Genomic DNA, 13,202 nt, shown 5'->3' with positions numbered 1-13,202 from the left:
CACTCTCCTTTTATGGGTTAATAAACTTGGGAATTTTGTTTCTATTAATAGCATAAAAGTTAATTATTTATACCGGTTTAGTGTATCCAATTCTAATAATAAGCAACGATTATTCAAAATAATACTAATACATTACCAATATGTAGTTATAAATTTAATATCAAAATTTATTAAGTTAAACTTATCATATCAATAAAAAGAAAGGAAATATTTGGCTATTGTTTTTTCTAATCGCGAAATTAATTTGTTTATTTGAATTAGACTCAATTGAAAAGTTTCTTCAAGTCATTAAATAGCTTAGAAGACAACTTTTATATTTTTTACATTTATACGGTACGTGAAATTATACAATATTATATATTGGTATTTTGTACTAACACATTTGAAGTCAACCTAAATGTCACAGGAAATACGTTCCATACATGTGTACCACATTTATGTACCATATATGTGTACCACAATATAAAACCCTATTTATCAACGTATTTAAACATAAAAATAAATGTTGTTTTTTTCTAAATTAAGGAATATAATACCATTATGGTACACACTAATGTACCATATAAAATAGGAATCTTAAAATCTATTAACAACCTTATTTTGGAGGTGGTATATTGAAAACAATCGATGAATTTGCTAATCATAATAGCAATCCACTAACCTTTGATGAAACAACTTTGAGATTCTTTAGAGATCGTCTGGATGATTTTTCGATTAATATATTTAGACAAGTATTTCATGAAAATAAAAATGACTTAGGTCTAATAAAGACCCGACTACCAAATTATTTATCACGTCGTAAAAGTTATGATGCTGCTTTTTTGACTTTAGAAGCAATTGGCTTCATAGAAAAAAATGAAGATGGTGCAAGGACACCATACTTTTTAACTGTCAGAGGAATTCAGTTAGCTCAATTACTATCTAACGAGAAAAAAATGGAGGGATATACAAATGAGTAAAATGTTCGATGAAAAAAAGCTAGGTGCTTTAAAAAAATATCTATCTTCTCATGTATTATCTACTGAGGTTGAATCTGAAATTGATCGATTACCTAAGCATGCAATTATTGGTCTTGGACAAGGTGGCGGACGTATCGCAGCTGAGCTTTCTCGCTTTGATTTCCCAACGTTCCTTTTCAATTCGTCTAAATCAGATCTTGATGAACATAAAGGGTTAATTCCGGATGAAAAGCGTATTTTCACGCCTAATAACGTACATATAAACATAGAAGGCACGGCTAAAGATGCAAAATTAGGTTACGAAATCGCCGTAAGCAATAAAAAAGCTTATCAGGAAGTTGCACTAAATAAAGAAATATTAGAATCTGACTTTGTTTGGTTAACGGTTTCCTTAGGTGGTGGCACTGGAAATGGCGCTTTGAAAGTTGCAATCGACACTTTCTCACTAGTTCTAAAGAAAGTAAAACCTTTACTTAATAATAAAGTGCCTTTAGGTATCATCTGTTCTTTACCTTCTACTAGCGAAAAAGGTTCTGCCTTCAGACAAAACGCACTCGCTGGAATGGCGATGATTCAAAGCGCAATAGCTGAAAGTAAAATCGGTTCAGTTCTGGTGATTGATAACGAAAAAATTAATAGATACTATGAAACTATCTATGATAAAAATAGTCGCACTCTTATAGATGCTAGAACGTATTCAAACATATTTGTGGCAAGTTCATTGTTAGATATCTTCACAGTGCCTTTATTACCAGGACGAAGTGTAATTGATAAAGCCGAATTATTGGACATCCTATCTACACCAGGATACTTGAATGTTACTAGATTCAATGAACAAGCTGAAAATTCTAATGATGTAAACTATTCATACATCGTAAAACAATTGTTTGAACAAAACGAAATACTTGCTTCATACGATACAAACAAATTAAGTAATGCTATCATCGGTGGTACTTCTATCATTTACCCTAAAGAGAAAAAGCTTTCTCCAAAGATTGCAGATGAAGTATTCGAAAAAGCTTCTGAATTACTAAATACTAAGATTCATAATGCAGTTTCTGAAATTAGTAATATTAAGAACTTAACGATCTATGGAATGGCCGTTTTACCACACCCTCCGTTAAGAATTCAACAATTAAGGGAAGAATTGGATCAATGGAGAGAGTTAGAAAAGCAACAAGAAGAAGCAAGAAAACAAGCTGCATCTTCAGCAGAATTGAGTGAATTTGACGATTTCTTTAAAGTCGATACTACTCCTAAACAAACTGTTGATTTAAACAATCTAAACTTTGATGACATTTTCGGCGAGAATGAAAATGAAAAAAAACCAAAAGCTCCTTCTGTAAATTTTGATGAATTAGACTTTTAATAAAAAAAGGTAAGCAATTATGCTTACCTTTTTACTTTATTCTCTCTTCATCTTCAATCTTTCTTAGCCTGTTCTCAAAGTTTTCTAGTTCATATTCTTCAATAAAAACTCGTTTAGCATCAGCTTTTTCTATCTTCTTTTTGCTAATAAAACCAACTGTATCAAATCTTTCGGATTCTGGTTTCTCATTCCACTTAGATAGTGCTTCCAACCTTAGTTCTCTTTTAACTCTTTGTTCTAACATTCGCTGTCTTTTTCCGTTAAGTTTGCTTTCAGTTAGTTCTTCTTCTAAATGTTTTATTGTTAATGATAATTTCTCAAGATCTTCATTAATAGCACTATTATCTTGCTCAACAGGATTAGGTAATGCTAATAAACCTTTTTGTAATGTATCTATTTTTTCAGTTTGATCTATGACTAAGTTTCTTAATGAAGCATTATCTTTAACTAGAAGCTCTATTTGTTTTTTATATGGTTCTAACATCTCTTCTAATTGTTTACTTACTTCTGCATTGATCTTTTTGTATACTGCTACAGTGTCTATCATTTCGCTTTTTGTATTACTATCATCTGCAGGAAATTCTCTTAGTGGATATTGAGTTGGAAGATTATCATAAATCCCTTCCAAGCTCCATTTTTCATCTCGCTTTTGCGCGATAAATTTAGCGATTTTTAAATCTAAATCATCAAATACTCTTTCACCACTTTGTGTTCTATTCACATAGTGGATCCCTCTTGATTCTAATTGATTAAACCAAGTATCAATTGTATTCCTGTGCTTCCCACCGACCTTTTCAGAAAACTCCGTTAATCTCCAAAATGTCTGTTCAATTATGTTTTCTTCTTGTCTCTCATCAACTTTTTCCATTTTATTCTCTCCTCTCTGTACATTGTTGTGCCTCACATATTCATCACACTGCACATATGCAGCCAGAACACTTGATATGACTGATTTCTTGTATAATTCTATTATACTAGTTATCTTATCTAACTACTAGAATAATTAATAAAATTAAATACATATTAGGCTACACAAAGAATATATTTTCAACATGTGTTGCACATGTATCCGCAACACCACTAGTGTAGTAACTATTAAGCACTATCAAAGCACAATTCGATAAAAACAAGTGATTTACAAGTGTTCATGTGTTGAGCAATAGTGCTTTACATGTGTGATAATAGAACTATTGATATTATTGATTAAATATAGTATTCAGAAAGTCTTCGGCCGCACTTGTGCGCAAGGATTAACCAGTGTAGCACTTGTTAAGCTTTACATTTATGTATATAAATTTCTTTGTGTCTTACAAGGGATTGCGAATCAACAAGTAGTGCTTTACATGTTTTATTAAAAAGAATAAATACATTTGATGTCAGTCTGGATAATTAATAACCGGCTGCACTTGTGATCACAAAACTATTTGTAAAGCACTACTGTTAATTAGTGAACATTTGCTAGCTTCATTACAATTCGGATTATTACTTCAATTGCAACTTGTAGAAAAAATATTAATTTAATGAGATGAGCTTTTGTGCTGTAAATGATCCTCTAAAATTCATAGGAAAGCACAACAGAGGAACATAGGAAAAGGGATTAATTATTAATACTGATCTATTAGGTTAAAATTAATTTGTAATATACAAAATGCATTTATATATAAGTTTAAATAAGATATATGCTTCACATGTGCTCTACTTAAATCACTCAACATTTATTTAATTAGCACCAACTATACACTTTCGGCTTCACATGTGCGCAAAACTCTATGTGTAGAGCACTACAACTTACTTGTGTTGCTTTCCTTTGATTAATCTTGTTCTTAAATTATCTATTAAATGCCAAAACTGTAACCTTCAATATAGAGTTAAAAAGTAATTCTCTTAACATAAGGGGAGAGAGGATACACAATTGTGCTGCATATATGTTTCGAAAGACAATGTTAAGCACAACAGGGGACAAATATGGGTTACATATATAGTAAATAGATTAAAATAAAAATTTATCTAGGTCAGTGAAGAATAAGCTGAAAGAAATTAATCTTTAAGATAAGCAAATTATTTATATAACATTAATAACCATCTTAAAAAAATAAAAAGAGTCTTATCAAATTGTATAAATACAAATGGTAAGGCTCTTTTGTTATTTAGTAATCAAGTCAATGCAATTATATTTTTCGGCTTACTTTAATCATGAAAATTAATTCTAATTTTTTTATTAAAGTATAAAATTCTGGATCCATCGTGCTTGTCATTGCTAACTGATCTAGGATTGAATCTTTTTCTTTCATAAGAAATTCATAATTCATTTCATTTAGTAAATCTTGATAATCAATAGAGATCATCACGGTTCCTCCTTATAAATATTAAACATGCATTATTCCAATGTTTAATGAAGAATAAAAGTATTTAATATATTATCGGAGTATTTTGAGTTTAGAATATAATCATTATTAACCTATTCCTAAGTGCTGTAAAAATAAGAATAGGCTAATATTCATATATATCAAAAATTAAATCTTAGTTAAACATAGAACCATTATGCATTAATGATACAAAAAGTAGAGCTAATTAGCTCTACTTTTTCAATATCGTTCATCTATTCATTCTTCAACTCAAATAAACCAAATCCTGAATTTAGCTGTCAGAATCTACAAATTTTAAATCTTCAATTCTTTTTTTACCCCATTCATACATCATCTGAACAATTGGTAATAGAGTCATTCCAAGTTCCGTCATTGAGTATTCCACTTTTGGTGGTACTTCTGGGTAAACCTTTCTATTTACAATCCCATCTTCAATTAACTCGCGTAATTGGCTGGTTAATATTTTATGAGAAATTTTTGGAAAAAGCCTTTGTAAATCACTAAAGCGATGAGGACCTTCAACTCCTAAATGCCACAATATGACAACTTTCCATTTTCCACTTATTATCGATAAAGTTAGTTCTTTTTCGCAATGATAATCACCATTCTGTATTTTATTTTTAATTTCTTCTCTTAGTGAATCGGGCATTGTTTTTTCTCCTTTTATTTATAAAAGTAACCAAATGGTAACTACCGCACAAATGACGTAATTGCAGTAATAGGTGGATCAGGAACGATTGATCACCTTTGGGGAAACGAATCGTTACAAACTTTTCTAAAAGATGCTTATAAAAATAAAGTTTTAGTTACTGGAATCTGCGCAGGATCAGTTTCTGTAGTAGAAACTGGTTTACTTGAAGGTAGAAAAGCAACCTGCTATCCAGTAGATACTATGATAGACCAATTAAAAGCAAATAATGTTGAATATGTAGTAACCGACGTGGTTGAGCATAAAGATATAATTACAAGTAATGGACCAGAAGGTGCAAGAGCTTTTGGTAAAAGTTTAGTAAGAGCTTTAAGTTAACTTAAACAAAAAAATAAGCCAAGCGATGAATCTTGGCTTATTTTTTTTGTTTTTTTGGAAATGTGTTCAACAAGCACTAGTAAGTATTAAACGTATAAAAAAAAATGCATCTCGGCATATCTCAAAATATCAAATACTATAAGATTCGGATTATATTGAGAAAAACAGATAAGGGGAACTTTTAATAATCAATTGAAAAACATGGTATGCATTTAGATTTATTTGGACTCGGGGGTAATTAGTTTGAAAAAACCATATTATTTATTATTAATTGTTATTTCAGTTCTTGCATTATTTTTAGGGGGATTTCAATATACTAAAATGATAAATAACAAGCCATCACGAGAAATTTGGGTAGGGTATAACTATCTTTCAGGATTCCCAGAGAGAATGTAGACTCTTACAGCTTTATTATTTGGTTTACGAATAAGGTTGCTTTTATTAAAATGAATCAATTGAATTTTTTACGCAACATTACAAAAGAATTAATTTAGCATAGAAAACGAGGTTTCCTATTAAACTAAATGGCAGTATAGTTTAAGTGAAAAGATTCACAAATAAGTGTATAGTTTAATATTGCAAATCCTAAATTCATCCACGTTTTTTGCGATTATAAAGAAGGGGAGTAATTTATAAAAGAATTTTAGGTCCTATTTTAAAAGAATTTACTATAATGCTCATGACGTTGTTTTCCACTTAGTTCAGCATAAATACGTGTTGTTTCACTTTTTTCATGACCTAATAAACTTTGGATTACTTCAAGAGGAGCACCATTATCCATTAAATGAGTTGCATAACTATGTCTAAGTTGATGTGGTGAAATTTCCTTATTGAATTCTGAACGTAATGAAACATTTTTTATGATATATCGTGTTTGGGCGATACTTAATCTATGTGGGGCTCTATCTGTTACAAATAATGCGGCATCTTTGTCTTTTCGCTCATTTAAATATCTATTTAACCAAATTTCAGATCGAATATTGAAGTAAACTTCTCTTTCCTTATCACCTTTTCCTCGTACAACAACCGAGTTGTTAGACCAATTTATATCTCTTCTATTAATTAATACAATTTCACCAATCCTACATCCCGATGAATACATAAATTCAATTAATGCATGTTCTTTTGCAGTTTGACATGCTTCACGAAGATGTTCAATTTCTTTTTCAGTTAAAAATTTAGGGATACGAGTTCCTGATTTCGGTTCTTTTAGTTTTGAAGTAGGATTTCTTTGGATTTTACCTTCTTCATGCGCCCAACGGAAAAAAGATTTAATAAAGCGCACGCGATGTGCCAGACTTGCAGGCTTTAAGGTTGCACCGACCTTTGCTAGATACTGTTTCAATCCATCAGTAGTAATTTGGTCAATTGTGATATCACCAAAATGTTTAATTAATAGATTCGACTGTAGCTGATATGCTTGTAGTGTAATTAATGAATATCCTTCAATTAATTTATCATTATAGTAACTTTGCCAAGTAGTGGATAATAGCATTTGGAAATTCCCTCCAATAATTCATTCTTACTAATATTATTGACGAAAATCTTGATTAAAAGCATGTATCAACAGCCAAAGGTTACTTTTTTTATTTAAGTATATGGGGGCTTAATTGAATAAGAGGAATTAAAAAGATGAATTGGAAAATATTTCATTGAATGGTAAGATAATTAAGAATTATTAGTTTATAAGTAAGGGCAAAAGGTGATAAAAGAATGGTTGAATACTACGGGGAACTATGTACAAGAGTATATGAAAGTAATAAGTCAATTGCTGAGGGGAAGGAACTCGATTTTTTCCTTTCTTTTGTAAAAGACAAAAACATGAAAGTGTTAGAACCAATGTGTGGAAATGGACGAATGTTGATTCCATTTATGCAAGAGGGGATAGATATTGAAGGATTTGATATCTCAGAGGATATGCTGAAATTATGTAAGGAAAAATGTAGGGAATTAGATCTTATCCCCGTTATTTCTAATAAAAAAATAGAGGAATACAAAAGCAATAGAAAATATGACTTAATCATGATTCCATTCGGCTCATTTTCTCTACTGCCAGATATCTTGGTAGATCAGAGTTTAGATAATATGAAGTCGATGTTAAAGAATGATGGAAAATTACTTTTAACAATAATAACCAAGAAGAGTGAACCTGAAGAAATTCTTAATTGGATTCAAACGAATTGTGTAAAGTTTCATGAAGAAACAATCGTTGAATATAAAAAAGTCCAGTATGATCCAGTAAAAAAAATGTTACATACGAAGCTGAAATATGAACTGATACAAAAAGATTTAGTTATTAAGACTGAAATAATGGATTTTCCAATGCGTCTGTATGAAAAAGGTGAATTTGAAAGTACATTAAAAATTAATGGACTTCAAAAGATTGTTATCCATGAGGTCGCAAATGGATATGGAACAGGAACTTCCTTTAACGTTTATGAGTGCAGCATCTAATTAAACAGCACGAAATACTAACTTAGTTTGTTTATTGCAAAAAGTAATATCTCCTGAGATAGGATGATTAGATTGAAAGAAAAAGAAGTATATACTGAATTGCAAATTAGTTTTTACTCCATTATATCCTTTATTAATTATTATTTTATGATTATTTTAATTGCCATTTTATATGATGTAAACGAACAGTTAGCCGGCGGTCCAGCATCAATGACTGCCATTGTATTTGGACCATTTATTGCTATATTTCTAGCAATAATAACGTATTTACTATTAATGACATTTAAGAGAAAAGGAAAATTAAGATTATTAGAAGTAGGAATATTATTTCATCTTATTTTAATCTTTGTAAATATAGCTATTATTCTAGTAGTACTCCTAAGTGACTAATTAAATAATATTTTAATTCAAATTATGTGAACATCAAAAAAGGCTGTATTTCAGCCTTTTTTAAATGCCAATTTGTGGGATAGTAGAATAAGAAAAAAGCTATGGAATTAATTTGAGATTATATGGAGTTGAACATATGGATGAATTATTAAAAGTAGATATACTAAATAGTCACTCGTTTAAGATAGTAAAATGTGCAACTGAATATGTAAATATTGAAGAGAAAGATTCAATTAATGAAGAAAACTTGGTAAATGAATTGAAAACTTTAATTAATCAAAGTATTAATACTCAAGTTAAACGAATCGGTGTATTCATTAACAAAGCTTCAAATCAATATTTAAGTTGTTCAAGAATGTTAATTGAACTTGGATTTGATTTATATACATCCAAAGTTGAAGTGTATAGATCATTAAATGATATCTGTGGTACATGTGTTGATTATGAGTGGCATTCTATTGGAGATAAACTTCTTTCAGAAGTTGAATTCAAAGTGCTTTGGAAACGATGTATGGAAGGTTCTCTAAATAGAAAGTCATCTCTTTCGATAGAGGAACAACTAAATTCTGTGAAAACTCTATTGGGATCAAACTGGTACAAATCTTGTATAGTCATATATGAAGGGTGCAAACCAATTGGAATCACTATTCCTCATTTAGAGCCTGGAACAAAAGAGGAAGGAAGGCTATTCTTTTTTGGACTATTACCTGATGAGCGTGGTAAAGGTAGAAGTGCTCAATTACACTATCAAGCATTGTGTATTTTAAAACAAATGGGAGCGACTTTTTATAAAGGAAGTACTCATGAGACAAATATAAAAATGCAAAATGTGTTTTATAAAAACAATTGTTCAATTAAGTCACATACTGAATCATATTATAAATATTTCTAACTGGCGCGATAGTTGTACATCATGCTCCACTTTTTAGTCGATTTTTAATTGTGCAAAAACTGAAATTAGATTAAATAAGTAAGATGTTATTTACTAATTGTATGGAAATAAATCAGAACTATTTTGAAGGTAATTTTGATAAATCCTAGAATTAACATACTTAGAAGTGCTCATCATGGGAGGTAAATCAATGATACATCATAAAAAAAGGATCGTCGGTATGTTTTTGTTGTGTGTAGCTATTATCTGGTACATATTCTATAAACCTACTTTTCTAATGAATGGAAATAATAAAAAAAATATAGTAGAAACTATTCAATCATTAAACGATGCTAACCAATCAATTGAAATAGTAAAAATATATGATTTTAAAAAAGATCGATATGTAGCGTATTTGCATGATAATATTCCTGCATATATACACTTTGAAAAAAACACTGTTGGAAATTATAAATTTATAGATGCTGATTATGGATACACTGGCCTCGAAAATAAAACAGAAGAAAACCTTCAAGTTTTCCCTTTATTTAGGGGATATAAAGATGGAAAGCCTTTGCCTTTGAATCTACTTGTAATAACAAATTACGAAAATACCGTCGCTAAATTGGGTGTACGTGTTGTGAATGCTACTGGTAGCACAGAGAAGAGTGAAATTAATGTGAGTACACCAAGTGCAAGTATTCTTACAATGTATAAAGCATCTGAAGCATTTAGTTTGGAATATAAATATTTTGATAAAAATGGAAAACTAATTAAATAACTAACGAGAGCGTTAGTTCAGCAACGATGGGCTACTTGGTAGTCCATTTTTTATTGTGTCTACTGGCAAAATAGTTGAACAAGAAAAGGACTTTATTAATAATAAATTGAATAAAATAAGTAAAAATTTAATTAGAAGTGGAGAAATTTATGAAATATTTCTATTTGGGAATTATACTTTCAATAATTGGTGTCCTGATCTCTTTATTCATAGTAGGAATTAATAATGCTTCTCTAATTACTGGAGTGATCGGAGTTGTTTTTATTGGATTATCAATGCTATTCTCAGGTTCTATGGTGAGTGGTGACCAAATGCGGGCAAATTTTTCAACTGAATCAAAAGAAGATAGACGTGAACGCTTAGTTTCAACTAAACGGTTAGCTTTAATTGGATTACCAAATATAATTGTTTCATTGTTATTTTACTGGCTATACAACTAACTGGCGCGTTAGTTATACAACTCTTGGGAACCGGTCGTTCAGACCTGATTTCTTATTTAATGTCCAGAATCTAGAAGTTGCAAAAGAATTACTCATAATAAGAGATGGAGTTATTACTAGAGTAATCGGAGAGGAAATTATGGAATGTGAATTATTTCTTTCATCTAAATTAAGTCATAAAGCTTTAGGGGAAGTGTTAGAAAGTATTGTGAAGTCTATGCTAAACGAAGAAATTTTCGTAACAGATAATGTAGATGAGATACATATAGCTTGTAAATATTTCTCTATGGATATTGAAATCGAAGATATTTCAGACTTAAGCTTTGTAGGAAGTCATTATGAATTATATGTAAATAAGACGATTAGAATATTAGTATTTGGTAATTCATTTAAATTGGGATTAAATTACTTGTTTGAAGTGATTGGAAAATTAATAAAAGTTGTGAAAGGAAACTTACTTTTATTAGAAAATGGATCGGATCAATTAATTAGAAAGGAAAAAGATATTTTGGTAATTAATTCTGAACTGAATGAATATCAGAGTAAATACCTTTCTAAAAACCTTATAAAATTGCTTGATTATCCATACATTGAAAAAAAGCTATCAATAAAATAGATTCTTCTCAAATTAATAAAATAACAATGATGAGTTTGAGTTTGTAGTTGTACAGAAAATTATGAGTTGAAAAATAATTACTTTGTTATTCTTATTGAACTAACTGGCGCGTTAGTTGAATAAGCGATACTGCTAATATTCAAAAGAATCACAAAAAAGAGAAGTCACCAGTGATTAGGTAACTTCTTTTTTTATGGCTACTACAGGAAACACCTATGCTATAGTTAAATTGTTACATACACCGCTTACAAAGGAGAACGTAAAATGGTAGGTATTGATTTTTTTATTACTAAAAGCAAAAGATCTATAGATGTTATAACAAGTAAACATGTGAAATTTGATGAAAATATACAAGGGTATTTAGTTAATAAGGAAAGGAATAGTAAAAGATTCAGTTTACTTATTGATTTAGACCAGTACGCTGATAAACTTTTTTCAGAAAAAGAAATTAAAGAATTAGTAAATATATGTGAAGGTATTTTGAATGTGTACAAAAATGAAAATGACAGTATGGAAATAAGAATAAGAGAGTTTACTATGGAATTTAAAAAATTATGCTTAGAAGCCCTAGAACAAAATTTATTAATAATAGCAGTTGGTGATTAATTACATAAACATAAATTTACTTCAAGTATTGATCAACTAACATGCACGTTAGTTGAACACTAGAATAGCTGAAAGAAAGGTAGTCAAACTATGAAACTTTTTAAGAGTAGTCATAACTATTTTCCGACACACAAAAGTAGCCCAATTATAGATACCCCTTTTGGTAATATTTTGATGGAATTACATGTCGGTGACTACAATTTTGCTAATACTAATACAAAACCAGAATGCTTAAGGTTGTCTAAAGGTGGCACTTTACTTAGTTATTGTCATAATAAATTTATTGCTGAATTAGTTATTTGTGAACCTGCCTATAATATTCCTAATCACATGGCTGTTGATAAAGTTTACGCTGGAGTTTGGAGAATCAAACCTTTAATTAACAATTTAAAATGTATTTTTGAAACTAAATTAACACCAAAGTATACAAATGGTTTAGTTAGTGGACCTAATAGTGGCGAAGGACTTGATGCTATAACCTTTGAATATGAAGAAATTCGAATGACATTAGGTACTGAAGATGGATTAACATTAATAAATCGATCAAAAAAGAAGGATTTAATGGCAAATCAATTTAGTTCATTTAATCATGAATTTCCAGATGGCATTATTGAATATATAGATGGATACACAGGACTTTCTGTGTCACTTGATGAGCTTGATAAAAATGAAATATCTCAAATACATTTTGTAGTTGCCTGGAATAATACTATTGACGAAAACGATGTCTCTACATGGTTTACCGTAGATATGTCAGGTGATGAGATTCTCTTTAAAGAAGGATTAAAATAATAGCTTATTCAACTAACTGGCGCGTTAGTTGAATAATTTTTTTTCTGGATATAGAGTTGAAGCCCAGTAGGCTTTTCAAAGTTAGAATATATACTACTTAAGAATTTTAAAAAAATTGAAGAAACAGGTGTGGAAATGTTGGATCAAGAGAGGGAAATTAATAATATTCTTTTGGGTACTGCAGTTTGTTTTAAATCTGAATTAGAACTTTTGGAATTGGGAGAATTAATATCAAATAGGATCTTTGGTGGGCTTCATTTTGGTGGATTAGACGATCACATTTGTGAAGAGATACCTGCAATTTATATAGATGAATCTATACTGGGATTCCAAGTCATTTTGTATGGATTTCGAGAAGAACACTATTGTTTAGATTTTTCCCTTTATCTATCCAGTCCAAGAATGGTAGGTAAAGATATTTTAAACTATGATTTTATTAATAATGGCTTTAGAGAACATATGAAATTCATATTAAAACAAATTCCAGAGTTAGATGTAATGGATGAGTGAAGGAATTTAATCTACTTTAGC

Annotated in this window: 16 protein-coding genes and 1 pseudogene; 13 read left to right on the top strand and 4 right to left on the bottom strand. The window is 29.9% G+C overall.

Annotated features, from left to right (window positions below; genetic code table 11):
- Nucleotides 1-614: 614 nt before the first annotated feature.
- Nucleotides 615-959, top strand: a complete 345-nt coding sequence (locus CAB05_RS19575; protein WP_088003343.1) for a hypothetical protein — start codon at nt 615-617, stop codon at nt 957-959.
- Nucleotides 952-2,328: an FtsZ/tubulin family protein gene (locus tag CAB05_RS19570; protein ID WP_088003340.1), complete on the top strand. Its 1,377-nt coding sequence runs from the start codon at nt 952-954 to the stop codon at nt 2,326-2,328. The genes CAB05_RS19575 and CAB05_RS19570 overlap by 8 nt, the downstream gene beginning before the upstream one ends.
- 31 nt (nt 2,329-2,359) lie before the next feature.
- On the opposite strand, the gene CAB05_RS19565 is transcribed toward CAB05_RS19570, so the two are convergent.
- The 3 genes from CAB05_RS19565 to CAB05_RS19560 form a co-directional block, all read right to left on the bottom strand.
- Nucleotides 2,360-3,196, bottom strand: a complete 837-nt coding sequence (locus tag CAB05_RS19565; protein WP_088003337.1) for a hypothetical protein — start codon at nt 3,194-3,196, stop codon at nt 2,360-2,362.
- Between the two features lie 1,300 nt (nt 3,197-4,496).
- On the bottom strand, nt 4,497-4,673 hold the full coding sequence (locus CAB05_RS22240; protein WP_158093314.1) for a hypothetical protein: 177 nt from the start codon (nt 4,671-4,673) through the stop codon (nt 4,497-4,499).
- 292 nt (nt 4,674-4,965) lie between these two features.
- The gene (locus tag CAB05_RS19560) at nt 4,966-5,343 is read right to left on the bottom strand and encodes a winged helix-turn-helix transcriptional regulator (RefSeq protein ID WP_088003334.1); all 378 of its coding nucleotides are present in this window, start codon (nt 5,341-5,343) and stop codon (nt 4,966-4,968) included.
- Between the two features lie 54 nt (nt 5,344-5,397).
- Between CAB05_RS19560 and CAB05_RS19555 the strand changes: the two are divergent.
- Together CAB05_RS19555 and CAB05_RS22235 are read left to right on the top strand one after the other, a co-directional pair.
- Nucleotides 5,398-5,721 (top strand): annotated as a pseudogene (locus tag CAB05_RS19555) (DJ-1/PfpI family protein); the annotation flags it as partial.
- A 243-nt stretch (nt 5,722-5,964) separates the two neighbouring features.
- Nucleotides 5,965-6,117 (top strand): hypothetical protein, encoded by a 153-nt coding sequence (locus CAB05_RS22235; RefSeq protein ID WP_158093313.1) that lies wholly within the window; start codon nt 5,965-5,967, stop codon nt 6,115-6,117.
- A 259-nt stretch (nt 6,118-6,376) separates the two neighbouring features.
- Here the strand turns inward: CAB05_RS22235 and CAB05_RS19550 are convergent, their stop codons facing one another.
- A complete protein-coding gene (locus CAB05_RS19550; RefSeq protein ID WP_088003328.1) occupies nt 6,377-7,216 on the bottom strand; it encodes a tyrosine-type recombinase/integrase in 840 nt (279 codons plus the stop codon).
- Between the two features lie 218 nt (nt 7,217-7,434).
- Between CAB05_RS19550 and CAB05_RS19545 the strand changes: the two genes are divergently transcribed.
- The 9 genes from CAB05_RS19545 (at nt 7,435) to CAB05_RS19505 (ending at nt 13,181) form a co-directional block, all read left to right on the top strand.
- Nucleotides 7,435-8,175: a class I SAM-dependent methyltransferase gene (locus CAB05_RS19545; protein ID WP_088003325.1), complete on the top strand. Its 741-nt coding sequence runs from the start codon at nt 7,435-7,437 to the stop codon at nt 8,173-8,175.
- Nucleotides 8,176-8,247: 72 nt separating this feature from the next.
- Nucleotides 8,248-8,565: a hypothetical protein gene (locus CAB05_RS19540; RefSeq protein ID WP_088003323.1), complete on the top strand. Its 318-nt coding sequence runs from the start codon at nt 8,248-8,250 to the stop codon at nt 8,563-8,565.
- A gap of 136 nt (nt 8,566-8,701) precedes the next feature.
- Nucleotides 8,702-9,457 carry a GNAT family N-acetyltransferase gene (locus CAB05_RS19535; protein ID WP_235821566.1) on the top strand — a complete coding sequence of 252 codons (756 nt, stop codon included), beginning with the start codon at nt 8,702-8,704 and terminating at the stop codon, nt 9,455-9,457.
- A gap of 190 nt (nt 9,458-9,647) precedes the next feature.
- Nucleotides 9,648-10,217, top strand: coding sequence for a hypothetical protein (locus tag CAB05_RS19530; RefSeq protein WP_088003320.1), 570 nt, complete (start codon nt 9,648-9,650; stop codon nt 10,215-10,217).
- Between the two features lie 149 nt (nt 10,218-10,366).
- Entirely contained in the window at nt 10,367-10,657 is a 291-nt protein-coding gene (locus CAB05_RS19525) for a DUF5316 domain-containing protein (protein ID WP_088003317.1), read from the top strand.
- Between the two features lie 139 nt (nt 10,658-10,796).
- Nucleotides 10,797-11,273 (top strand): hypothetical protein, encoded by a 477-nt coding sequence (locus tag CAB05_RS19520; RefSeq protein WP_088003314.1) that lies wholly within the window; start codon nt 10,797-10,799, stop codon nt 11,271-11,273.
- A gap of 264 nt (nt 11,274-11,537) precedes the next feature.
- Entirely contained in the window at nt 11,538-11,879 is a 342-nt protein-coding gene (locus CAB05_RS19515; RefSeq protein ID WP_088003311.1) for a hypothetical protein, read from the top strand.
- A 174-nt stretch (nt 11,880-12,053) separates the two neighbouring features.
- Entirely contained in the window at nt 12,054-12,671 is a 618-nt protein-coding gene (locus CAB05_RS19510; protein WP_142283136.1) for a hypothetical protein, read from the top strand.
- A 138-nt stretch (nt 12,672-12,809) separates the two neighbouring features.
- Nucleotides 12,810-13,181 (top strand): hypothetical protein, encoded by a 372-nt coding sequence (locus tag CAB05_RS19505; protein ID WP_088003305.1) that lies wholly within the window; start codon nt 12,810-12,812, stop codon nt 13,179-13,181.
- Nucleotides 13,182-13,202: the final 21 nt, after the last annotated feature.

It is taken from the genome of Gottfriedia solisilvae, assembly GCF_002128405.1.
In the GTDB taxonomy this organism is placed as follows: domain Bacteria; phylum Bacillota; class Bacilli; order Bacillales; family Bacillaceae_G; genus Gottfriedia; species Gottfriedia solisilvae.
The sequence above is the reverse complement of the archived record's forward strand: the minus strand, read 5'-3'. Positions and strand labels throughout refer to the sequence as shown.